This window comes from Streptococcus thalassemiae (assembly GCF_903645285.1).
Taxonomy (GTDB): domain Bacteria; phylum Bacillota; class Bacilli; order Lactobacillales; family Streptococcaceae; genus Streptococcus; species Streptococcus thalassemiae.
In genome coordinates, this window is sequence record NZ_CAHJXN010000002.1 from 262,855 (window position 1) to 283,280 (window position 20,426).

The 20,426-nt window shown below is 41.1% G+C and carries 31 protein-coding genes; all 31 read right to left on the reverse strand.

Translation table 11 applies throughout. The features are described 5' to 3' along the window. Positions 1–17: 17 nt before the first annotated feature. Positions 18–374 (reverse strand): 50S ribosomal protein L18, encoded by a 357-nt coding sequence (gene rplR / locus HWX15_RS03835; protein WP_000624044.1) that lies wholly within the window; start codon positions 372–374, stop codon positions 18–20. An 83-nt stretch (positions 375–457) separates the two neighbouring features. After that, positions 458–994, reverse strand: coding sequence for a 50S ribosomal protein L6 (rplF, locus tag HWX15_RS03840; protein WP_000086640.1), 537 nt, complete (start codon positions 992–994; stop codon positions 458–460). A 188-nt stretch (positions 995–1,182) separates the two neighbouring features. Further along, positions 1,183–1,581 carry a 30S ribosomal protein S8 gene (gene rpsH / locus HWX15_RS03845; protein ID WP_000245504.1) on the reverse strand — a complete coding sequence of 133 codons (399 nt, stop codon included), beginning with the start codon at positions 1,579–1,581 and terminating at the stop codon, positions 1,183–1,185. Positions 1,582–1,865: 284 nt separating this feature from the next. Further along, complete coding sequence (locus tag HWX15_RS03850; protein ID WP_001085697.1) at positions 1,866–2,051, reverse strand: type Z 30S ribosomal protein S14; 186 nt, start codon at positions 2,049–2,051, stop codon at positions 1,866–1,868. Positions 2,052–2,068: 17 nt separating this feature from the next. Further along, a complete protein-coding gene (rplE, locus tag HWX15_RS03855) occupies positions 2,069–2,611 on the reverse strand; it encodes a 50S ribosomal protein L5 (protein ID WP_000013542.1) in 543 nt (180 codons plus the stop codon). A gap of 23 nt (positions 2,612–2,634) precedes the next feature. Further along, positions 2,635–2,940: a 50S ribosomal protein L24 gene (gene rplX, locus HWX15_RS03860; RefSeq protein WP_000497691.1), complete on the reverse strand. Its 306-nt coding sequence runs from the start codon at positions 2,938–2,940 to the stop codon at positions 2,635–2,637. Positions 2,941–3,018: 78 nt separating this feature from the next. Next, entirely contained in the window at positions 3,019–3,387 is a 369-nt protein-coding gene (rplN, locus tag HWX15_RS03865) for a 50S ribosomal protein L14 (RefSeq protein ID WP_000616545.1), read from the reverse strand. Positions 3,388–3,412: 25 nt separating this feature from the next. Then, positions 3,413–3,673: a 30S ribosomal protein S17 gene (rpsQ, locus tag HWX15_RS03870; protein ID WP_000440801.1), complete on the reverse strand. Its 261-nt coding sequence runs from the start codon at positions 3,671–3,673 to the stop codon at positions 3,413–3,415. Between the two features lie 24 nt (positions 3,674–3,697). Further along, entirely contained in the window at positions 3,698–3,904 is a 207-nt protein-coding gene (rpmC, locus tag HWX15_RS03875; protein WP_000772918.1) for a 50S ribosomal protein L29, read from the reverse strand. Positions 3,905–3,913: 9 nt separating this feature from the next. Next, positions 3,914–4,327 (reverse strand): 50S ribosomal protein L16, encoded by a 414-nt coding sequence (gene rplP, locus HWX15_RS03880; protein ID WP_000960946.1) that lies wholly within the window; start codon positions 4,325–4,327, stop codon positions 3,914–3,916. Positions 4,328–4,330: 3 nt separating this feature from the next. Continuing rightward, entirely contained in the window at positions 4,331–4,984 is a 654-nt protein-coding gene (rpsC, locus tag HWX15_RS03885) for a 30S ribosomal protein S3 (RefSeq protein ID WP_000529936.1), read from the reverse strand. Between the two features lie 12 nt (positions 4,985–4,996). Continuing rightward, positions 4,997–5,341 (reverse strand): 50S ribosomal protein L22, encoded by a 345-nt coding sequence (gene rplV / locus HWX15_RS03890; RefSeq protein ID WP_000818137.1) that lies wholly within the window; start codon positions 5,339–5,341, stop codon positions 4,997–4,999. Between the two features lie 11 nt (positions 5,342–5,352). Next, positions 5,353–5,634: a 30S ribosomal protein S19 gene (gene rpsS / locus HWX15_RS03895; RefSeq protein WP_000533766.1), complete on the reverse strand. Its 282-nt coding sequence runs from the start codon at positions 5,632–5,634 to the stop codon at positions 5,353–5,355. 103 nt (positions 5,635–5,737) lie between these two features. Further along, the gene (gene rplB, locus HWX15_RS03900; RefSeq protein ID WP_000512911.1) at positions 5,738–6,571 is read right to left on the reverse strand and encodes a 50S ribosomal protein L2; all 834 of its coding nucleotides are present in this window, start codon (positions 6,569–6,571) and stop codon (positions 5,738–5,740) included. 17 nt (positions 6,572–6,588) lie between these two features. After that, complete coding sequence (locus HWX15_RS03905; RefSeq protein ID WP_001055347.1) at positions 6,589–6,885, reverse strand: 50S ribosomal protein L23; 297 nt, start codon at positions 6,883–6,885, stop codon at positions 6,589–6,591. Beyond that, entirely contained in the window at positions 6,885–7,508 is a 624-nt protein-coding gene (gene rplD / locus HWX15_RS03910; RefSeq protein WP_000024539.1) for a 50S ribosomal protein L4, read from the reverse strand. The genes HWX15_RS03905 and rplD overlap by 1 nt, the downstream gene beginning before the upstream one ends. Before the next feature lie 24 nt (positions 7,509–7,532). Continuing rightward, complete coding sequence (gene rplC / locus HWX15_RS03915; RefSeq protein WP_000160197.1) at positions 7,533–8,159, reverse strand: 50S ribosomal protein L3; 627 nt, start codon at positions 8,157–8,159, stop codon at positions 7,533–7,535. 215 nt (positions 8,160–8,374) lie between these two features. Further along, a complete protein-coding gene (rpsJ, locus tag HWX15_RS03920; RefSeq protein ID WP_001284513.1) occupies positions 8,375–8,683 on the reverse strand; it encodes a 30S ribosomal protein S10 in 309 nt (102 codons plus the stop codon). 244 nt (positions 8,684–8,927) lie between these two features. Continuing rightward, positions 8,928–9,554 (reverse strand): uridine kinase family protein, encoded by a 627-nt coding sequence (locus HWX15_RS03925; RefSeq protein ID WP_173306467.1) that lies wholly within the window; start codon positions 9,552–9,554, stop codon positions 8,928–8,930. Beyond that, the gene (gene nrdG, locus HWX15_RS03930; RefSeq protein WP_175880330.1) at positions 9,551–10,141 is read right to left on the reverse strand and encodes an anaerobic ribonucleoside-triphosphate reductase activating protein; all 591 of its coding nucleotides are present in this window, start codon (positions 10,139–10,141) and stop codon (positions 9,551–9,553) included. The genes HWX15_RS03925 and nrdG overlap by 4 nt, the downstream gene beginning before the upstream one ends. Next, positions 10,134–10,640: a GNAT family N-acetyltransferase gene (locus HWX15_RS03935; RefSeq protein ID WP_175880331.1), complete on the reverse strand. Its 507-nt coding sequence runs from the start codon at positions 10,638–10,640 to the stop codon at positions 10,134–10,136. The genes nrdG and HWX15_RS03935 overlap by 8 nt, the downstream gene beginning before the upstream one ends. A gap of 43 nt (positions 10,641–10,683) precedes the next feature. Further along, positions 10,684–10,824 (reverse strand): hypothetical protein, encoded by a 141-nt coding sequence (locus HWX15_RS03940; protein ID WP_000521615.1) that lies wholly within the window; start codon positions 10,822–10,824, stop codon positions 10,684–10,686. Between the two features lie 11 nt (positions 10,825–10,835). Continuing rightward, the gene (gene nrdD / locus HWX15_RS03945) at positions 10,836–13,043 is read right to left on the reverse strand and encodes an anaerobic ribonucleoside-triphosphate reductase (RefSeq protein WP_175880332.1); all 2,208 of its coding nucleotides are present in this window, start codon (positions 13,041–13,043) and stop codon (positions 10,836–10,838) included. A 119-nt stretch (positions 13,044–13,162) separates the two neighbouring features. Next, a complete protein-coding gene (locus HWX15_RS03950) occupies positions 13,163–14,695 on the reverse strand; it encodes a hypothetical protein (protein ID WP_023939690.1) in 1,533 nt (510 codons plus the stop codon). Positions 14,696–14,951: 256 nt separating this feature from the next. Continuing rightward, entirely contained in the window at positions 14,952–16,484 is a 1,533-nt protein-coding gene (cls, locus tag HWX15_RS03955) for a cardiolipin synthase (RefSeq protein ID WP_000877326.1), read from the reverse strand. 145 nt (positions 16,485–16,629) lie between these two features. Further along, complete coding sequence (locus HWX15_RS03960) at positions 16,630–17,100, reverse strand: SP_0198 family lipoprotein (protein WP_254867335.1); 471 nt, start codon at positions 17,098–17,100, stop codon at positions 16,630–16,632. Between the two features lie 88 nt (positions 17,101–17,188). Beyond that, positions 17,189–18,439 (reverse strand): folylpolyglutamate synthase/dihydrofolate synthase family protein, encoded by a 1,251-nt coding sequence (locus tag HWX15_RS03965; RefSeq protein WP_175880334.1) that lies wholly within the window; start codon positions 18,437–18,439, stop codon positions 17,189–17,191. Between the two features lie 306 nt (positions 18,440–18,745). Next, positions 18,746–19,051, reverse strand: a complete 306-nt coding sequence (locus tag HWX15_RS03970; RefSeq protein ID WP_000017620.1) for a DUF1292 domain-containing protein — start codon at positions 19,049–19,051, stop codon at positions 18,746–18,748. A gap of 15 nt (positions 19,052–19,066) precedes the next feature. After that, complete coding sequence (gene ruvX / locus HWX15_RS03975; RefSeq protein ID WP_012972608.1) at positions 19,067–19,486, reverse strand: Holliday junction resolvase RuvX; 420 nt, start codon at positions 19,484–19,486, stop codon at positions 19,067–19,069. A gap of 3 nt (positions 19,487–19,489) precedes the next feature. Further along, positions 19,490–19,756: an IreB family regulatory phosphoprotein gene (locus tag HWX15_RS03980; RefSeq protein ID WP_000507059.1), complete on the reverse strand. Its 267-nt coding sequence runs from the start codon at positions 19,754–19,756 to the stop codon at positions 19,490–19,492. 86 nt (positions 19,757–19,842) lie between these two features. Continuing rightward, a complete protein-coding gene (locus HWX15_RS03985) occupies positions 19,843–20,412 on the reverse strand; it encodes an SP0191 family lipoprotein (protein WP_004269739.1) in 570 nt (189 codons plus the stop codon). Positions 20,413–20,426: the final 14 nt, after the last annotated feature.

Below are 20,426 nucleotides of genomic sequence, written 5' to 3' on the forward strand. Positions count from 1 at the left end.
TTTCTAGTGTCCTCCTATTAGAATTTCAATCCGTTTTCACGAGCTGCATCAGCCAAAGCTTTCACACGTCCGTGATATAGATATCCACCGCGGTCGAACACCACTTCTGAAATACCTTTAGCGTTTGCACGTTCTGCAACGAGTTTACCGACAGCAACGGCTTGTTCAGTTTTAGTTCCTTTTGAAACTTCTTTGTCAAGAGTTGAAGCACTTGCGAGCGTTACACCCGCTACGTCATCAATCACTTGAGCGTAGATGCCTGTATTAGAACGGAATACGTTCAAACGTGGGCGATCAGCAGTTCCAGAGAGTTTTCCGCGAACGCGACGGTGGCGTTTTTGGCGGAGTTTGTTTTTATCTGGTTTTGAAATCACAGTTTTCACCTCTTTAGTTTTAAATCGTGTGCTATGCACAAAGTTGGAAAATAGGTTGGTGGTTGAGAATCAACCACTCAACATTATTTACCTGTTTTACCTTCTTTACGGCGAACAAATTCACCAACGTAACGGATACCTTTACCTTTATATGGCTCTGGTGAACGAAGGCTACGTACGTAAGCAGCTGTTTGACCAACTACTTCTTTTGAAATTCCGCTAACAACGATTGTTGTTGGGTTTGGAAGTTCAAAAGTAATTCCTTCTGGAGCTTCAACTTCGTCTGGATGAGATTTACCAACAGCCAAAACAAGTTTAGATCCTTGAAGTTGTGCACGGTAACCAACCCCACGCATTTCAAGTTCTTTCTTGAATCCTTCTGATACACCAACAACCATGTTGTTCAAAAGGGCACGAGTAGTTCCGTGGATAGTTTTCATTTCTTTTGAATCGTTTGGACGGTGAAGAGTTACTTCAGTACCTTCCACACGGATTTCAATATCTTTTGAGAACTCACGAGTAAGTTCTCCTTTAGGTCCTTTTACAGTTACAACGTTGTCATTGTTAGTGAGTTCAACACCAGCAGGCAACACGATAACTTTATTACCAATACGTGACATGTTTATTTTCTCCTGTTAAATTGTCAGGCCATAATGGCCAGTTTTCACGGGGGCTAAATCGATTTCTCGATTTAAAGGAACATTTAGGTTTCAATTTCAAAGTGAATCTAGGCATCGTCTCGCAGGCATAACTTTGGGTTAGGCAAGAGACGATAACGAAGAGTCACAAAGAAATTGGGAGCTAAATATTACCAAACGTAAGCGATAACTTCTCCACCAACATTCTTTTGGCGTGCTTCTTTATCAGTAAGCAAACCTTCAGAAGTTGAAAGGATAGCAATTCCAAGTCCGTTAAGAACTTTTGGAAGGTCTTCACGTTTTTTGTAGACACGAAGTCCTGGTTTAGAAACACGTTTCAAGTTAGTGATAACTTTTTCACCGTTTGGTCCGTATTTAAGGAATACACGGATGATGCCTTGTTTGTCATCTTCGATGATTTCAACGTTTTTTACAAAACCTTCGCGTTTAAGGATTTCAGCAATCCCTTTTTTGATGTTTGATGCAGGTACTTCAAGTACTTCGTGTTTAGCTTGGTTAGCATTACGAATACGAGTTAGGAAGTCTGCGATTGGGTCAGTCATAACCATTTTGTTTTTCTCCTCTTACTAGTAGTTTGCAAGTTGCACTTGCTAGTTAATACATGATACAAAGAGCGTAACAGCAAGAGCGAAAATAGGCAATTTGATGCAGGAGCGATGCTCCAGAGCAAATTGGTCTTTTTTGCCAAAGCTGTAGCTCGTGTTCAAATTGGCAAGCCCAACTGAACCCGGGCTAAACTCTGTGTGAAAAAGATAAACTTTCCTAGAAACTTTAGTTTCTTCGTTAAGTTTCCTATTTTCACTTGGAGTTTTGACGCCCTTGATATCTTAAATTACCAAGATGCTTTTGTTACACCAGGGATTTGTCCTTTGTAAGCTAATTCACGGAAGCAAACACGGCAAAGTTTAAATTTGCGGTAAACTGAATGTGGACGACCACATTTTTCACAACGAGTATAAGCTTGAGTAGAGAACTTCGCTGGACGTTTGTTCTTAGCAATCATTGATTTTTTAGCCATTAGATTTACCTCCTATATTATTTTGCAAAAGGCATTCCAAGGCCTGTAAGCAATGCACGTGACTCTTCGTCAGTGTTAGCAGTTGTTACGATAACGATGTCAAGACCACGAGTTTTGTCAACGTCATCGAAGTTGATTTCTGGGAAGATCAATTGTTCTTTCACACCAAGTGTGTAGTTTCCGCGTCCATCAAATGATTTTGTTGGAACACCGTGGAAGTCACGTACACGTGGAAGTGAAACTGAAACCAATTTATCCAAGAATTCGTACATACGTTCACCACGAAGGGTAACTTTTGCACCGATCGCAACACCTTCACGAAGACGGAAGCCGGCGATTGATTTTTTAGCTTTAGTGATAAGTGGTTTTTGACCTGAGATAAGTGCCAATTCTTCAGCAGCTTTTTCAAGGCTTTTAGCGTTTGATACAGCTTCACCAACACCCATGTTCAAAACGATCTTATCTACTTTAGGCACAGCCATCACTGATGAGTAGTTGAATTGTTCTGTCAAAGCAGGAACTACTTCATTAAGATATTTTTCTTTTAAACGATTTGCCATTATACTTCTCCTTTCCTTCGTGATTAATCAAGCACTTCGCCTGATTTTTTGTTGTAGCGAACTTTTTTACCGTCTACAAATTTGTAACCAACACGACCAGCTACACCATTTTTGTCCAAAACTTGAACGTTTGATACGTGGATAGCTGCTTCTTTCTCGATGATACCACCTTGAGGAAGTTCGTTAGTTGGACGTTGGTGTTTCTTAACGATGTTAACACCTTCAACGATAACTTTGTTTACTTTTGGAAGGGCAGTAAGGACAACAGCTTCTGTTCCCTTATCTTTACCAGCGATTACGCGAACTTTGTCGCCTTTTTTTACAAACATTAGGTTTCTCCTTGATTTTTCTTACGCCCATAAGGGCACCCTGGAGGTAAATCCAGGGGACTAGTTTGTTTCTAAAAATTAAAGTACTTCTGGAGCAAGTGACACGATCTTCATGAAGCCACCTTCACGCAATTCACGTGCAACTGGGCCAAAGATACGTGTTCCGCGAGGAGTTTTGTCTTCACGGATGATAACTGCTGCATTTTCGTCAAATTTGATGTATGAACCATCAGCACGACGAGCACCTGATTTAGTACGAACGATAACTGCTTTAACAACGTCACCTTTTTTAACCGCACCACCAGGAGTAGCTTGTTTTACAGATGCCACGATAACATCACCGATGTTTGCAAATTTACGTCCTGAACCACCAAGAACTTTGATAGTCAAGATTTCGCGAGCACCGCTGTTGTCTGCGACTTTCAAACGAGTTTCTGTTTGAATCATTTCAGTTTTCTCCTTTCAGGTTTGATTAGATGATGACCGCTTCTTCAACAACTTCTACAAGACGGAAACGTTTTGTAGCTGAAAGCGGGCGAGTTTCCATGATACGTACGATATCGCCTTCTTTGGCAACATTGTTTTCATCATGAGCTTTGTATTTTTTAGAGTAGTTAATACGTTTACCATAGACTGGGTGGTTACGTTTTGTTTCAACTACAACTGTGATTGTCTTGTCCATTTTGTCAGATACAACACGTCCAACAAGAACTTTACGATTATTGCGTTCCATTGAAATTTCTCCTTCCCTAGTCTATTATTTCGCTTCAGATTGAACTGTTTTGATACGAGCGATTTGTTTTTTAACTTCTTTCAAGCGAGCTGTTTGTTCCAATTGACCAGTAGCAGCTTGGAAACGAAGTTCAAACAATTCTTTTTTCAATTCGTTTTCGCGCTTCGCGAGTTCTTCTTGAGAAAGACCACGAAGTTCTTTAACAAATTCTTTTACTTCATTAAGTTTCATGCCTTCTCCTTATTCTGCTTCACGTTTTACGAATTTACATTTAACTGGCAATTTGTGGCTAGCAAGACGAAGCGCTTCGCGAGCGATCTCTTCAGATACACCAGCGATTTCGAACATCACTTTACCACGTTTAACTGGTGCTACCCAACCTTCAGGCGCCCCTTTACCAGATCCCATACGCACACCGATAGCTTTAGCAGTGTATGATTTGTGTGGGAAGATTTTAATCCAAACTTTACCACCACGTTTCATGTAACGAGTCATGGCGATACGAGCAGCTTCGATTTGGCGGTTAGTGATCCAGTGGCTAGTTGTAGCTTGAAGACCGTATTCACCGAATGCTACTTCTTTTCCACCTTTTGCTTCACCGCGCATTTTTCCACGGAATTCACGACGGTGTTTAACACGTTTAGGTACTAACATTGGTTATTTACCTCCTTTAGTGTTTTTGCGAGCTGGAAGAACTTCACCACGGTAGATCCATACTTTAACACCAAGTTTACCGTATGTAGTATCTGCTTCTTCCCAAGCGTAATCGATATCTGCACGAAGTGTGTGAAGTGGAACAGTTCCTTCAGAGTATCCTTCAGCACGGGCGATATCTGCACCGTTCAAACGACCTGATACTTGAGTTTTGATTCCTTTAGCTCCAGCACGCATTGCACGTTGGATTGCTTGTTTTTGTGCACGACGGAAAGCAACACGTTGCTCCAATTGACGAGCAATACCTTCACCTACAAGGTGAGCATCCAAATCAGGTTGTTTGATTTCGATGATATTGATGTGTACTTGTTTTCCAGTCAATTTGTTAAGTTTTGCACGGAGTGCATCAACGTTTGCACCACCTTTACCGATAACCATACCTGGTTTAGCAGTGTGAAGTGAAACGTTAACTTTGTTTACTGCGCGTTCGATTTCGATAGTTGAAACTGCTGCGTCAGCAAGTTCTTTTTGAACGAATTTACGGATTGCAAGATCTTCATGAAGGTAATCCGCGTATTCTTTTTCAGCATACCATTTGGCATCCCAATCACGGATGATGCCGACACGCATACCAATTGGATGTACTTTTTGACCCACGATTTTACCTCCTTATTTTTCTGCAACAGCTACAGTGATGTGAGCTGTACGTTTGTTGATTGGTGAAGCTGAACCTTTCGCACGTGGACGGAAACGTTTCATAGTTGGTCCTTCGTTTGCGAATGCTTCAGATACTACCAAGTTAGCTTTATCCAAACCAAAGTTGTTTTCAGCGTTAGCTACAGCTGAGTTCAAAACTTTCAAGATGATTTCAGCAGCTTTGTTTGGAGTGAATGTCAAGATTGCGATTGCATCGGCTACGCTTTTACCACGGATGTTATCAAGAACAAGACGTGATTTACGAGGTGAAACACGTACTGTACGAGCCATTGCTTTAGCTGAAGTAATTTCTGCCATTTATGTTCTCCTTATTTTCTACGTGTTTTCTTGTCGTCTGCAGCGTGACCTTTGTAAGTACGAGTTGGTGCAAATTCACCAAGTTTGTGACCTACCATGTCTTCTTGAATGTAAACAGGTACGTGTTTACGTCCGTCATAAACTGCAATAGTGTAACCAATGAAACTTGGGAAGATCGTTGAACGACGTGACCAAGTTTTAATAACTTTTTTCTTTTCGTCGTTAGCTTGAGCTTCAACTTTTTTCATCAAATGCTCATCGACGAAAGGTCCTTTTTTAAGACTGCGTCCCATTTTTATATTTTCTCCTTTAAATGTTGTACCACAGCGGCTTGCGCTCACATGGAGCGCTACCGAGCTGGCGGATTTGCTAGTTGCTTAAGCGACTAGTTTAATATTATTTCTCGTTGCGACGACGAACGATAAGTTTGTCAGATTTCGCTTTCTTGTTACGAGTTTTAAGACCAAGAGCAGGTTTGCCCCATGGAGTAGATGGTGCTTTACGACCAACTGGTGCTTTACCTTCACCACCACCGTGTGGGTGATCGTTAGGGTTCATTACAGAACCACGAACTGTTGGGCGGATACCTTTCCAACGGCTACGTCCTGCTTTACCAAGGTTTACAAGTCCATGTTGTTCGTTTCCGACAACACCAACTGTAGCACGGCAAGTTCCAAGAATCATACGAACTTCACCTGATTGAAGACGAACAAGAACGTATTTACCTTCAGAACCCAATACTTGAGCAGATGCACCAGCAGCACGTACCAATTCACCACCACGACCTGGTTTCAACTCGATGTTGTGGATCAAAGTACCAACTGGAATGTTAGCAAGTGGAAGAGCGTTTCCGACTTTGATATCTGCTTCTGGACCTGAAACGATACGTTGACCTACTTCAAGACCTTTTGGAGCGATGATGTATGCTTTCACACCGTCAGTGTAGTGTACAAGAGCGATGTTTGCAGAACGGTTTGGATCGTACTCGATTGTTTTAACAACTGCTTCAACGTTGTCTTTGTTACGTTTGAAGTCAACCAAACGGTAGAAACGTTTGTGTCCACCACCTTGGTGACGAACTGTGATACGACCGTTGTTGTTACGACCAGCCTTGCTCTTCAAAGCAACAAGCAATGATTTTTCAGGAGTGCTTGTTGTGATTTCAGCGAAATCCAAAGAAGTCATATTACGGCGACCGTTTGTTGTTGGTTTATAAACACGAATTCCCACGATATTTCCTCCTTAGATTATTCAGCTTCAGCAGCAAACAACTCGATTGCTTTTGAATCAGCTGTAAGTGTGATGATAGCTTTTTTAGTTTTGTTAGTAAAACCAGTGTAACGTCCAACACGTTTAGCTTTTGGTTTTACGTTGATTGTGTTAACATTGGCAACTTTAACACCTTCGAAAGCAGCTTCAACAGCTTGCTTGATCAAAAGTTTGTGTGCACGAGTGTCAACTTCAAATACATATTTTCCTGCTTCAAGTTGAGCCATTGAGCTTTCAGTGATGACAGGTTTTTTGATAACATCATACAAATTCATTATGCAAGAACCTCCTCGATTTTAGAGATAGCTGCTTGAGTAACAAGAAGTTTGTCGCTATTTGCGATGTCAAGAACACTTGCAGTTGTAGCAGTTGCAACTTTCACGTTTGGAAGGTTACGAGCTGAAAGAGCTGCGAATTCATTTCCTTCTTCAAGGATAACAAGAACTTTAGAATCGATGCTCAATGCTGCAAGAACTTTTGCAAATTCAGCAGTTTTTGGAGCTGTAAATTCAAGAGAATCAACGGCTACAAATTTGTTTTCAGCAACTTTTTCAGAGTAAACTGATTTAAGAGCTAGGCGACGAACTTTTTGTGGAAGTTTGTAGCCATATGAACGTGGAGTTGGTCCGAAGACAACACCACCACCACGCCATTGTGGTGAGCGGATAGAACCTTGACGAGCACGTCCAGTTCCTTTTTGACGCCATGGTTTGCGTCCACCACCTGATACTGCAGAGCGGTTTTTAACAGCGTGTGTTCCTTGGCGAAGGCTTGCGCGTTGGCTGATGATCACATCAAACACAACTGATTCATTTGGTTCAATACCAAATACTGCATCGTTAAGAACAACTTGGCCAGCTTCTTTACCAGTTTGGTCAAATAATGTTACGTTTGCCATTGTGACTGATTTCCCCTTTCTTTATTATTTACCAGCTTTAACTGCTGATTTGATAGTGATAAGAGATTTCTTAGCACCTGGTACGTTACCTTTAATAAGGATAACGTTCTTTTCTGGAACAACTTGTACCACTTCAAGGTTTTGAATTGTTACGCGGTCGCCACCCATACGTCCTGCAAGGTTTTTACCTTTGAATACGCGGTTAGGTGCAACAGGTCCCATAGAACCTGGACGACGGTGGTAACGAGAACCGTGAGCCATTGGTCCACGTGATTGTCCGTGGCGTTTGATAACACCTTGGAAACCTTTACCTTTAGAAGTACCAGTTACGTCAACAACGTCTCCAGCTGCGAATGTTTCAACTGTGATTTCAGCACCAACTTCCAAGCCTTCAACGTTTTTGAATTCACGAATGAAGCGCTTAGGAGCCGTGTTAGCTTTCGCTACATGTCCTTTAGCAGGTTTGTTGCTCAATACTTCGCGTTTGTCATCGAAACCAACTTGGATAGCGTTGTATCCGTCTGTTTCAACAGTTTTAACTTGAAGGACAACGTTTGGAGTTGCTTCAATAACTGTTACAGGGATCAATTCGCCAGCTTCAGTGAAGATTTGAGTCATTCCCACTTTTTTCCCTAAGATTCCTTTTGTCATGAGAAAATAGTTCCTTTTCTATATTTTTATTCAAAAAGTTTTTAACGAGCGTTTTTCATGCTCAAGTCTAAGATACAAAGGGCGTCAAACTCAAAGTGAAAATAGGAAACTGACGCAGTGTCTAGCAGACACTAGGAAGTTTATCTTTTTCACACCGAGTTTAGCCCGTGTTCAATTAAATTGAAACACCAGCCTCTGCTCTTTTATATTTTAGATTAAAGTTTGATTTCTACGTTTACACCACTTGGAAGATCCAATTTCATCAAAGCATCAACTGTTTTTTGAGTTGGGTTAACGATATCGATCAAACGTTTGTGTGTACGCATTTCAAATTGTTCGCGAGAGTCTTTGTATTTGTGAGTCGCACGAATGATTGTGTAGAGGCTACGTTCAGTTGGAAGTGGGATTGGACCCGCAACTTGTGCACCTGTACGAGTAGCTGATTCTACGATTTTTGCAGCCGCTGTGTCAAGCGTACGGTGTTCGTAAGCTTTCAAACGGATACGGATTTTTTTGTTTGCCATCTTTTTCTCCTTTTCGTCTATTTAAGATAATAGGCTAGCTCCACAAGAAAACCGACGCGGCGTTGCGTGGCAATGCAACCGAGCGTGTCGCAACCTCTTGCATCAAAGCTAAAGCTGTAATTTACAGCACCATAATAGAATAACACAAAGCCCCTGCGATTGCAAGGGATTTGTTGCTGTTTTTTCGTTTTTTTACGATGAAAATGTTTTCCTACTTTTTCTTTCTAAAATTAGGGATTTTCTTCTATATAAACTGACTCCTCTTGACCTCAAATTTACCTTCTGATTGGTCCACTAGAATGTCCGCCCTTGACTCAGTTTCTTTATAGTATCGCAGATACTGCTCCCGTCTCATCTGATGACTAGCCAATATAAAGGATGCATCGCGATTTCTCACAGTCGTATCTCTAGCAAGGCGTCGCTTTAATTCGGTCTCCTCATCCGTGTAGAAACAGATGGTTTTGTCAAAGAGTTCTTTGGGTAAAAAGCCAACAGACATCCCTTCGACAATCAGAATTGGCTTTGCTCCAGACAAGACCTCACTAGCTTTCCAAGGTTCTTCAATTGTTAAGATATCCATGCCAGCCTTTAAAGCGAGAATGTCTCTTTCTAAACTTACCAGTTCATGAACCACAGGTAAACAAGCGGTCACTTTTTGGTCTGGAGTCTCCTTTAGCACCACTAAATGACGATTTGAAGCAATGTAAGGATCGGTTTCCAATAAGTTTACCTTTGCAGAATCTAGGGTTTGGTACAATTCCTGAGCGAAGGTTGACTTGCCTGAAGCTCCATGACCGTATATTCCCAGTGTCCTGACTTTCCCCGTCTCGATCTCTGAGACTAGTTGGTCTACTAAGTCTTTTTTCTTCATTCTCTCTTCACCTGTTCATAGCTTTCTTTTCCGTCATTGAGCTTGTCCCAAATCACTACTTGCCCACTTTTGAGGGATTTTTGCACATCGATGATGCGTTGATTGGACGAACCTCGAAACTGGAGCATGAGATTTCTCTTAGTTCGGTCATACCGTCCATCGACAAGGATGTCAATCAGTGATAAGAGTTCCAATTTGTCTGGAGTCTCCTGCATCATTTCTTCCCAAGTGTAGCCCGTCCAGGACCAAATGTCCTTGTCTGGCAATTCCTGTCGGATGCGTTTAACTAGAGGCAAGAGAATGCCAGTATTGAGGAAGGGCTCCCCTCCCAGCAAGGTCAAGCCTTGAACATAAGGCTGGGCAAGATCTGCCATGATTTGCTCTTCTAATTCTGCTGTGTAGGGAATTCCTGCATTGAAAGACCAAGTCGCAACATTATAACATCCCTCGCAGTGAAACATACAACCTGCTACATAGAGAGAGTTGCGCACGCCTTCTCCATCTACAAAGTTAAAGGCCTTGTAGTCGATGATACGCCCTTGACTGAGTTCCTCGCTTTTCCATTCTTGTGGTTTTGGATTATTCATTCGCTACCTCTACCCAATAACGCTCAACTCCATTACGAACATCTTCAAGGAGCCCACCATTTGCTAGAATGACTGCTCTGCTAGCAGGATTATTCACGCTACAGGTCACAAGAGTTCTCTTGATGTTCTTTTCCTTAGCAACTTGCAAGCCCTGACGGAAAGTTTCCTTAGCATAACCTTTGCCTCTTTCTGATGGACGAATGGAGTAGCCAATGTGGCCAGCATAATTCAATAATCCCTCATTCAGTCTCAATCGCAGATTCAAAAATCCTAGAGCACGACCTACATCATCAAATGATACAAATTGAATAGAAGGAACACGATTTTCAGGCAAGTTTATTCCCATCTCTTTTTGCATATTTGTTTCCAACCACTCTTCATACACAAAGTTCTCTGTATCCCAAAATCCACCATCATGGGCTGATTGGCTCTTTTCAAACTCTGCCATCATGTCTAAAACTGTTTCTTTATCTGCTAATCTTGGTCTGCGTAGTTCCATCCTTACCTCCCACTATGAGAAAAGCGAGAGTTGACTCTCACTTTTATTTCTTCTTATTCTTGTTTAAAAATTGTTCTTTGAGGTTGAGCAAGCGTTCTTTTTTACCAGCTCCACCTTTAGAGTGTTTCTCGTGATAACGGGTCACTTGTGCACGCCCCTTATCGTCTAATTGATATTTTCCCATTTCAGTTCTTTCTAATTGGTTACTTGGTGACCAGCTATTTTAATCGTTGAGCCATTCATGTGTTTGACACGCGCAGCGATTTCCTTGTGACGCCCATTGACCATAGGTCTCGCTTGAGGATTACCTAAGTAGCCACAAGTCCGTTTAACAACGTCTACTGTTTTAGGGTCACTATTGCCACAGTTTGGACAAGCAAATCCTCTCTCAGTTGGTTCAAAATCCCCTTCAAAGTCACACTTGTAGCAACGGTCTATTGGTGTATTGGTTCCAAGATAGCCCACACGGTCATAGGCATAGTCCCAGACAGCTTCCAAGGCCTTTGGATTTTGCTGGAGGACTGGATACTCACAATAATGAATGAAACCACCTGACGCACCCGCTTCTGGATAGACTTTCTCAAAGTCTAATTTTTCAAACGGTGTTGGATTTTTACGAACATCGTAGTGGAAAGAGTTAGTGTAGTATTCCTTATCTGTAATATCAGGAATAGAACCAAACTTCTCTGTATCTAGTCGGCAGAAACGGTCTGTCAAACTTTCAGACGGTGTTGAGTAGATAGAAAAATGATATCCATATTGGTCAGACCACTCTTCTACACGGCGTTTTATATCTCGAATAATGTCTAGCGTGAATTCCTTAGCATCTGGATTGCTTTCCCAGCTGTTACCAAAGAAAACTGTCGCTACTTCATACAAGCCGATATAGCCCAGTGAAACTGTCGCACGACGATTCTTAAAGAGCTGGTCAACGCTTTCTTCTTTACCTAGACGATGACCAAAAGCACCGTATTGATACAGGATAGGAGCATTTGCTGGTGTTGCTTCCTTAGTTCGTTCGACACGGTAAACCAGAGCATCTTCAGCGATATTCATCCGCTCGTTAAAGATTTCCCAGAACTTATTCATGTCTCCTTCAGACTCGAGAGCGATACGAGGTAGGTTAACTGTCACAACACCCAGATTCATACGGCCTGAATTGACTTCTACACCATTCTCGTCTTTCCATCCTTGAAGGAAAGAACGGCAACCCATAGGCACCTTAAAAGAACCTGTCAAGTCAACAATCTTATCGTAAGACAAGACGTCTGGGTACATCCGCTTGGTTGCACACTCAAGAGCCAACTGCTTAATGTCGTAGTTGGGTGTCCCTTCCTCTAAGTTGAGTCCTCTTTTAAGCGTGAAGATAAGTTTAGGGAAGATAGCTGTGCGGTGTTCCGAACCAAGCCCATTGATACGAATGTTTAAAATTGCCTTTTGAATTTCTCGCTCAAAACGACTAGTTCCTAGACCAAAACCTAGTGAAGTAAAAGGTGTTTGACCATTTGAAGTGAAGAGAGTATTGATTTCATACTCAAGAGATTGCATAGCATCATAGATGTCTTTTTGCGTTTTCTTCCAGGCATAATCTTCCCGTTTTTCAGGCAAGACCCATTCTTCTGCATCTTTGAGATGTTTTTGATAGTTCTTCTCCGCATAAGGCGCCAAAACTTCATCGATACGGTCAGCTGAACAGCCTCCATACTGGCTAGAAGCAACGTTGGCAATGATTTGGGAAATCTGAGCTGTCGCAGTCTGGATAGACTTGGGACTTTCTACCTCTGCATTTCCAATCTTAAAACCATTTTCCAACATACCTTTAAAGTCAATCAAACAGCAGTTGGTCATAGGGGTATAGGGGCTGTAGTCCAAGTCGTGATAGTGGATATCCCCTTTTTGGTGGGCATTGGCTACGTGCTTAGGCAGCATTTGCAGTCCGATTGATTTCCCAACAATCCCTGCTGTCAAATCACGCTGGGTATTAAAGACATCGCTGTCTTTATTAGCATTTTCATTGACAACTGCTTGGTCTTTGTTGAGTAGTTTATGGATACTAAAGTTAATATCTGTCGCTTTTGAGCGCTCAAAATCCCTCTGCGTCCGATAAGTAATATACTCCTCAGCCAGCGCATATTCTTTGGCTTCAAGGAGTTCATGTTCTACGATATTTTGGATTTCATAAATCTTAACTCCCTGCGGAAAACGACTATGAATTTCTGTGACAATTCGCTCGGTCAGAGCATTGAGGCGTTTTTCGACCAAGGGTGTCACATCCATAACCTTGTCTGCCGCCTTGTGGAGAGCCTTGTCAATCTTGTCCACATCAAATACAACACGTCTCCCATCTCGTTTCTCGACGAAGAGAGTTGGCAAAATTGTAATTTTTTCTTCTAGTGCAATCATATGCATTCTCTTTTCTAAAATGTTCTTTCTAAAAAGTATTATACCACTCTAAAAAGAAAAATCAATATCTTGTGGTAAAAATCCTAAAATTTTTAAAAATACACAAGATATTGATTTAACTATTTAATTTTATAGACTTTAAACTCTGAGTAATCCGTCTTTACTTGTTGGTAATTTTCTTTTAAGAGTATCTCCACTTCAGACCAGACTGGCACCTTATCGTTTACCACAATCACCTTAGGTTGTTTTTCTTTCAAGTCATTGAGTAGCTTATTCCGGTTTTCCTCAGTTGCTGTATAGTGCAATGGGGACAAAATAGCCGATGGCGACAAGCGCTCACTCTTACGATAGAGAGTCGCAGTATCATCCCATGCATAGATAGCATCTTCCGTATTTGTCTCCTCTTTTACCAAATCAGCAAGACGATTACGTTCTTGATAAGGTACTGGATAAAGGACAAACTTCATCAAAAAGGGAACAGACAAAAGATAGACAAGCCCTAAAACTGGCAGATATAGATTTCCTTTGAAGAAACGACTCCATAGACTAACTGGCGTTTCTCTTCGTCTAACACTACGCCCCCTCTGTTGACTCTTAATATTGGTTACCAATAAAAGTAGGAAAACAGGGAAGACGACCATCAAATAGGAAGCGTGCAGAGGCTCTTGTGAAAAGAAAAGCAAAATCAAACCTAAAATTGTCACAAGACTTGCAGGAACCGAAATGACGTATAGTTTAGAGGGCTTGGATTGAAAGAGACCTAAAAAGATACAAACTACAAATCCCAAACCAAGGGACAACAAGCCATAAAAAGCCATATTCTCTAAAATTTTAGAAGTGAAATCAAAGCGAATACTGTCAATAGGATAACGAATACCACTAATGGCATCCCCAAAACTTCCTGTTGCAACACTATAGTAGGCAGTTGGATAAAAGACAAGTGAAAAACCTAAAGCCACTGCAAGAAACTGATAAAATCCATGTGCAAAACGTCTATGCCCAAGGTTAAAGACCAACAAGCCTAAACTCACTACAGCAATAAACAGGAGCGATGACAAGGGAGCAAAGAAAAATCCGCCTGCCAAAGCCAGCCCAATCCGTACAAATCCCTTATCATGGCTTGGATTGCTTAGATAAGTCGCAACTAAACTAAAGGCCGCGAATAAGAAAGGAAGCGCTAAAAGAGTCGCATAGCCTCCACCAAAAGCAAGACCTGTAACTAGCATGTAAAAAATAGTCACCACTTGTCCAGCTTGCTCTCCTTGCTTTGTCAAGGTGTCCGCTGATCTAAAAAGGAAAAATCCTCCTGCTACCAAGGCTAACCACTCAAAGATGGCAAAGAAAAATCCGCCCTGAGTCACGTAAGTCAGCAAATAATAAAGCAAACCTTGACTTCCATAATAGTCGCTGTAAATCTTCCCTGTCTGATGAAGCGCCCAACCTGCATAAAAATCCTGCACTTCCTGTGCACTCATTAAATCGAGTAATAGCGGTACTCCTAGAGTTATTCCTGTTACAAGCGTACTCCATAGTAAAATTTTCACCAAAGGAAGACGACTTGATTCACGATGATGCGATTCTTGTTCGATTTGGTATTCTAGAGGTTCACGATTCTCCTGATGAACTTCTTCTACTCTACCATACACACTCATATCGTTTCTCCTATTCAATTTATCTGTCTTAGTATATCAAAAAGTCCTAGGATTGTCAGCTTGCGATGGCTGTTTGAGTGATTTTTTGTATAGTTTCACAAAGGTTTCAATTTCCCGAAAGCGGTGTAACTGTGTCTGTTTGAATGTCAGGATATAGTTTATTTCTTTCTGAGTCAGCATCGTCCCTCCCCTATATCTTTCTATTCGTAAAAAGCAAGAAAAAGAGGACTGGTTGGTATCCTCAGTCCTAGATTTCTTATAAGATTGGGGCGAATAACTGGGCAATTTCTTTTACAAGCTTTTGATACCAGCTCGTTTTGATAGAATGAGGATAGACTTCCTGAGAATCTGCAAATATATTTTGAAAATCTCGGGCGATTTCCATTATAGAAGGAGTTTTATAGAGTAAGACTGCATTTTCATAATGGTGTACCAAGCTTCGGTAGTCGAGATTGATTGTCCCCACCACCGCAAAATCTTCGTCTACCAACATCTGCTTACTATGAATAAAACCTGGACTATACTCATAAATCCGAACTCCAGCAGAAAGAAGGTCTGGATAAGCCCCTCTTGTGACTAACTGAATGAACTTCTTATCTGGTATGTAAGGGGTGATAATTCGAACATCGACCCCTCTCATAGCTGCATTTTTGATTGTCTCCGTTAAATCATAATCTATGATCAAATAAGGTGTCGTAATATAGACCGATTCCGTTGCTTGATTGATCAAACTCTGATAAACCTTTTTCCCTACCTGCGTTCGAAAAATTGGCTTGGGTCCACTTCCGTATGGAATGGTTAAACCGTCACTTGGGATAGAATGATTTTCTAAATGATATTGATCAAAATCACTAATTTCTCCTCGATTGATGTACCAAGTGGTCAAAAATAAGCGTGTCAGGGCTTTTACTGCTAGCCCGTCCAAGCGAATTCCACTATCCTTCCAATAACCAAATCTCTCGACGTGGTTAATGTACTCATCTGCCAGATTGACCCCACCAGTATAGGCTATCTGACCATCAACAATCAATATTTTTCTATGATCTCTGTTATTATAGGCTACTGTCAAACGAGGAATAACTTTATTGAATTTATGGGCCTCGATGCCCAGCTGACGAAGTCGATGTGCATAATCTCCTGTTAAAGTAGCCATACAGCCAATATCGTCATAGAGCAGTTTAACTTCAATGCCTTGAGCGACTTTTTGCTCCAAGATTTCTAAAATACGATTCCACATCAAACCTTCTTCTATAATATAATATTCCAAGAAGATAAATTTCTCAGCTTTTTTGAGATCTTCTACCATCTTTTTCCACATAGCTTCTCCGTTAGGAAAAAATGTAGAGGCAGTTTGATCATAGATGTCAGCATTGGTATCCATACTCAATAAGGACTTGATGACGCCATATGCCGCCTTGTCACTTTCTTTTAATTCCTCTTTGAGTAACTGGCTATTTGCTTCTTGGAAATGCATGGAGCCTAGCTTCTTCAATTGTTTGATTTCTTTTTTGGACAATCGCCTTTCCCCGAACATCAGATAGAGCAGGGGTCCAAATACTGGTACAAAGGCTACTAACAACCAGGTTACCTTATTCTCAGGAGTCGTATTACGGTTGACTATCGAAATGATTGTGATGATACTCAGTAGAATGAGGACAGTAATCCATAAAATGGGGGCCATGCGTCCTAAATAAAGAAAGAGACCAAAAACCAGACAAAGTTCAAGTAGCATAATCGAAAGACTAAAGCCATACTTGGACATCAATAATTGAAATTTTCTATATTTCATATCCCCTCCTTGATATTTTGAACACTAAAAACAGGTAATTGATACTAGTATAACTCAGGTATTCGGTAGAAGGCAAGTATTTATGATTATTTTCTAGGTAAAAGTAAAAAGGCTGAAAAATCCAGCCCTTCCTACTTGCATAGTCTTATTTAGTTAAAACGATTTGGTCCGATGGATCTCTATCCATATCATCTACGATGATTTGATTACCGTTTACAGTGTAAATTTTGACATCATCACCAATAATCATGCGTTGATTTGCTGCATCAAATGTGACCTGTTTGACTTTCTGATCCCCGTCAGATTCAAGCTCAGTCCACGTACCAGTCGTTCCAGTGACCACTAAAGTGATACGGTCTCCATCATCTTGGCCTGTATAAGTCCCATCAATATCAGTCGGTTGAGCAACAGGTTGGTTCTGTACTGGAGCCGCTTGATTTTGATTAGTCCCTGCATTTGCAGTATTGGTATTCTGTTGAGCAGGTTGTTGAGCAGGTTGTTGGACCTGCCGCTGAGCCACAGGCTGTTGAACTGGTTGTGTTCTTTGGGAACAAGCAACTAGCAAAGATACACTCGCTAAAGAAATAATAGAAAGTGCTGCTGTTTTGAATGTCATAATAAATGTCCTTTCTCTTGCCATGCTAAAGAAATAGATTTTTCCTTAGCCAGCAATTCATCTAGTATAACAAAGACAAAAGAAGAGGTCAATTTATCTGCTCACGATCCAGCAGGTAGCCCCGTACTTCTGAGATAAAATAGAGAGACCCTGTAATGAATAACAAGTCCTGCGTATCTGCTCTTTCTTCAAAACTGCTGATAAATTCTCTGTAAGAAGGAATGACATGGTAGCCTATTACATCTGTCTCATCCAGAGAACCTTGATAGTCAAAACCAGTCACCTTGAGTCCCACTTGAGGTAAATTTTCAGTCAGATAACCCAACATCCTTTGATAATCCTTACGTTTCAAGGCTCCAAAGAGGATTTGAAGTCGATAGCTTTCCTGCTCTTTTTCTTTGATAAATTCAACCAAGCGAGTCAAGGCAGGGAGGTTATGAGCACCATCCAAATAAATCTGAGGACGAATACGCTCCAAACGACCAGCCCAATAGGTTTTCGCTAAAGCCTGTCTTACAGCCTGCTCATCAACAATTTCCTTTTCTTCCCTCATAAAGAGAAGAAAAGTTTGCAATGCCAAGGCCGCATTCTCCTGCTGATAAGCTCCTTCCAATCCTATTTTCAACTGCGAAAAAGTTCCCAAAGAACTTGAAAAATCCCCATTCAGCATTGAAAAATCCTGACCTGCCTGATAAAGGTCAACAGCTAAAGAGTCTGCTTTTTTCTGACAGACAAGCCTAGCTTCTGGAGGCAACTTAGCAATCACTGCCTTTTTACCAACCTTAAAAATACCAGCTTTCTGCTCTGCGATTGCTTCCAGACTATCACCCAAGGTCTCCTGATGGTCAAGCCCGATGGAGCTGATGACAGCAATCTCTCCAGTTACCACATTGGTCGTGTCAAGTAAGCCGCCAATTCCCACTTCTAGTAAAACCAAATCCACTTCTTGCTCCCTAAAATAGAGAAAAGCAAGCAAGGTCAGCAACTCAAAAAAAGACAACTGGTCATGAGTTTGCAGAAGCGTTTTCTCCATCTCCTTGACCTGCTCAGCCAAACGGATAAAGTCTGCATCAGCTATTGGTTGCCCATTAATGCAGATTCGATCATTGATAGAGACGATATGAGGGGAGGTAAAGGTCGCAACTTTTTTGCCATGCCCCATAAATAACTCCCTCATAAAAGCAATGGTAGATCCTTTCCCATTAGTCCCTGTTACGTGGATAATAGGGTAAGACTGCTCAGGATTTCCTAACAAATCCACTGCTTCTTGCATCCGATCCAAACCTGATCGAAAATTCAAACCAATCCTACTATGGAGCCATTCTTCTACTTCAAACATATACATCTCCTTAATTACAGGTTCAATCAACTGCCTCAATAAAGTCTCATAACTAACAAAAACGAGGCCAGGATTTTCGTCCCGACCTCTCACCTGGTTAGCTAATCACTAGCAACTATGAATATTAACTTGGGCTAAAAACGTCCTCCGGACGTTCCAACTCTTCCAATTTCTAGGAGTTGGGGTAAAAACATCCCCCGGACATTCCAACTCTTCTAATTTTCAGGAGTTGGGCTGATACAGTCTCCCAGACTTACTTACGGTCTTTATTTTTAGCGTAAGGGTAAAAATGTTCACTGAACATTTTTACTCCTCCATAAAACTATTGAAAACTTCTTCAATCATGTTCCATTCGTCTTCTGAGTCTTCTGGGATTGGTTGCAATTCGCCTTCTGTTCCATCTTCGTTTTCGATGAATGAGTAAGCTTGGATTTCAACTTGTCCATCTTCGTCTTCTTCTGCGTTAACTGGTACTAGAAGAACATAGTTTTTACCAAATTCTTCTTTTCCGTCAATCGTCAAAAGGATTTCAAACAAGGTTTCATTCCCTTGCTCATCTACTAGTGTGATTAGTTCACGTTCTTCGTGGTCGTGGTTATGATCGTGTGACATAGCCTCTCCTTTATATTAAAATTTTCTATCTAAATAATTTTGTAAAATCAGCTGAGCTGCTAACTTATCAATGACTTTCTTGCGCTTGTTACGGCTGATATCTGCTTGTTCAATCAACATGCGCTCAGCAGCCACTGTTGTCAAGCGTTCATCCTGATAGTCTACTGGTAAACTAAAAAGCTCTTCTAACTTTGCTCCGTAGGCTTGACTAGCTTCCACGCGCGGTCCGCTTGTATTGTTCATGTTTTTAGGTAAGCCCACTACAAATCGTTCCACCTTGTAAGTATCAACCAACTCCTTAACGCGATCAAAACCAAATTGGCCTTGCTCCTCATTGATTTGGATGATTTCAAGCCCTTGAGCTGTAAAACCGAGCGGATCGCTAATCGCCACCCCTACCGTTTTTGAACCGACGTCCAATCCCATAATTCTCATAGGTTATAGATCGACTCCTTGTCCTTTAAGGTAGTAGCGGACCAATTCCTCAACGATTTCATCACGCTCATACTTACGGATTTGATTTCGTGCATTATTATAACGAGGAACGTAGGCAGGGTCTCCACTCAATACGTAACCTACGATTTGGTTAATTGGGTTGTAGCCCTTATCGTTCAACGAAGCATAGACATCAGTCAAAGTTTCACTAATTTCTTTTTTATTGGAATCGTCCAATTTAAAACGTACTGTTTCTTCAGTAAATCCCATTCTAACACCCTCTTTCCTTAGAATAGTACCATTATAGCATAATTCCTTACCTTCTACAATTCAGGCAGTCTATTTATTTGGATTTTCTACTGTTCTGTCGCGCCATTTGCCAATCTGTCTGAAATATATTTGCTTGGTTCATTTTTCAAAAGATTTTCCAAGCCAATATTCTTCAAATATTCCAACTGGGAAGCCTTTTTGACGTCCAAAACTTGAAAATCAAAACTAGTCGTTGTTTGAAGTTCTGTTGCGCTTAATAGTTTTGTTTCAAGCTTAAAGCCTGCTAATTTACGAGCTTCTATGATGGACTCATCCTTCTCCTCCGCCTCAAGGAGAGCTTTTTGGGTTTCTTCCACTCCATGTTGGTCAATATAAGTCTTCAACTCATCAGAAACTGGACGTTTTTGTTGAATCGTTAAGCTCAAAAAAGTCTTGTCCTTGTATGTAATGGTTTGGGTTTGCTGGCTACCATCATCTGATTTCGGCAAGACCAAAGTCTTGGTGACAACTGTATTCTTCTCAGCATTCTCAATAACTGGCAATGCCGACTGAAGCGTATCCTTTTCTGTTTTTGTAGCTGGTCCAGTTTCTTTTTTCTGTCCGCAACCAACCAGGACAAAAAGGAAAGCTAGACTAACAAGAACTATTTTTTTCATTTCTTTCTTCTTTC

Excerpts from the sequence above, each read along its gene's own strand:
- cls (WP_000877326.1), bottom strand. The coding sequence starts at position 16,484 with ATGAAATATAGAAAATTTCAATTATTGATGTCCAAGTATGGCTTTAGT.
- ruvX (WP_012972608.1), bottom strand. The coding sequence starts at position 19,486 with ATGAGAATTATGGGATTGGACGTCGGTTCAAAAACGGTAGGGGTGGCG.
- HWX15_RS03960 (WP_254867335.1), bottom strand. The coding sequence starts at position 17,100 with ATGACATTCAAAACAGCAGCACTTTCTATTATTTCTTTAGCGAGTGTA.
- rpsJ (WP_001284513.1), bottom strand. The coding sequence starts at position 8,683 with ATGGCAAACAAAAAAATCCGTATCCGTTTGAAAGCTTACGAACACCGT.
- rplN (WP_000616545.1), bottom strand. The coding sequence starts at position 3,387 with ATGATTCAAACAGAAACTCGTTTGAAAGTCGCAGACAACAGCGGTGCT.
- HWX15_RS03850 (WP_001085697.1), bottom strand. The coding sequence starts at position 2,051 with ATGGCTAAAAAATCAATGATTGCTAAGAACAAACGTCCAGCGAAGTTC.
- rplC (WP_000160197.1), bottom strand. The coding sequence starts at position 8,159 with ATGACAAAAGGAATCTTAGGGAAAAAAGTGGGAATGACTCAAATCTTC.
- HWX15_RS03950 (WP_023939690.1), bottom strand. The coding sequence starts at position 14,695 with ATGAGTGTGTATGGTAGAGTAGAAGAAGTTCATCAGGAGAATCGTGAA.
- HWX15_RS03970 (WP_000017620.1), bottom strand. The coding sequence starts at position 19,051 with ATGTCACACGATCATAACCACGACCACGAAGAACGTGAACTAATCACA.
- HWX15_RS03940 (WP_000521615.1), bottom strand. The coding sequence starts at position 10,824 with ATGGGAAAATATCAATTAGACGATAAGGGGCGTGCACAAGTGACCCGT.
- rplX (WP_000497691.1), bottom strand. The coding sequence starts at position 2,940 with ATGTTTGTAAAAAAAGGCGACAAAGTTCGCGTAATCGCTGGTAAAGAT.
- rplF (WP_000086640.1), bottom strand. The coding sequence starts at position 994 with ATGTCACGTATTGGTAATAAAGTTATCGTGTTGCCTGCTGGTGTTGAA.
- rplV (WP_000818137.1), bottom strand. The coding sequence starts at position 5,341 with ATGGCAGAAATTACTTCAGCTAAAGCAATGGCTCGTACAGTACGTGTT.
- rplP (WP_000960946.1), bottom strand. The coding sequence starts at position 4,327 with ATGTTAGTACCTAAACGTGTTAAACACCGTCGTGAATTCCGTGGAAAA.
- HWX15_RS03905 (WP_001055347.1), bottom strand. The coding sequence starts at position 6,885 with ATGAATTTGTATGATGTTATCAAAAAACCTGTCATCACTGAAAGCTCA.
- HWX15_RS03965 (WP_175880334.1), bottom strand. The coding sequence starts at position 18,439 with ATGTTTGAAGTAGAAGAATGGCTCCATAGTAGGATTGGTTTGAATTTT.
- HWX15_RS03985 (WP_004269739.1), bottom strand. The coding sequence starts at position 20,412 with ATGAAAAAAATAGTTCTTGTTAGTCTAGCTTTCCTTTTTGTCCTGGTT.
- rplE (WP_000013542.1), bottom strand. The coding sequence starts at position 2,611 with ATGGCAAATCGTTTAAAAGAAAAATATCTTAATGAAGTAGTTCCTGCT.
- rpsS (WP_000533766.1), bottom strand. The coding sequence starts at position 5,634 with ATGGGACGCAGTCTTAAAAAAGGACCTTTCGTCGATGAGCATTTGATG.
- rpsH (WP_000245504.1), bottom strand. The coding sequence starts at position 1,581 with ATGGTTATGACTGACCCAATCGCAGACTTCCTAACTCGTATTCGTAAT.
- HWX15_RS03980 (WP_000507059.1), bottom strand. The coding sequence starts at position 19,756 with ATGGGATTTACTGAAGAAACAGTACGTTTTAAATTGGACGATTCCAAT.
- rplD (WP_000024539.1), bottom strand. The coding sequence starts at position 7,508 with ATGGCAAACGTAACATTATTTGACCAAACTGGTAAAGAAGCTGGCCAA.
- rpsQ (WP_000440801.1), bottom strand. The coding sequence starts at position 3,673 with ATGGAACGCAATAATCGTAAAGTTCTTGTTGGACGTGTTGTATCTGAC.
- HWX15_RS03935 (WP_175880331.1), bottom strand. The coding sequence starts at position 10,640 with ATGGAACTACGCAGACCAAGATTAGCAGATAAAGAAACAGTTTTAGAC.
- nrdD (WP_175880332.1), bottom strand. The coding sequence starts at position 13,043 with ATGATTGCACTAGAAGAAAAAATTACAATTTTGCCAACTCTCTTCGTC.
- nrdG (WP_175880330.1), bottom strand. The coding sequence starts at position 10,141 with ATGAATAATCCAAAACCACAAGAATGGAAAAGCGAGGAACTCAGTCAA.
- HWX15_RS03925 (WP_173306467.1), bottom strand. The coding sequence starts at position 9,554 with ATGAAGAAAAAAGACTTAGTAGACCAACTAGTCTCAGAGATCGAGACG.
- rpmC (WP_000772918.1), bottom strand. The coding sequence starts at position 3,904 with ATGAAACTTAATGAAGTAAAAGAATTTGTTAAAGAACTTCGTGGTCTT.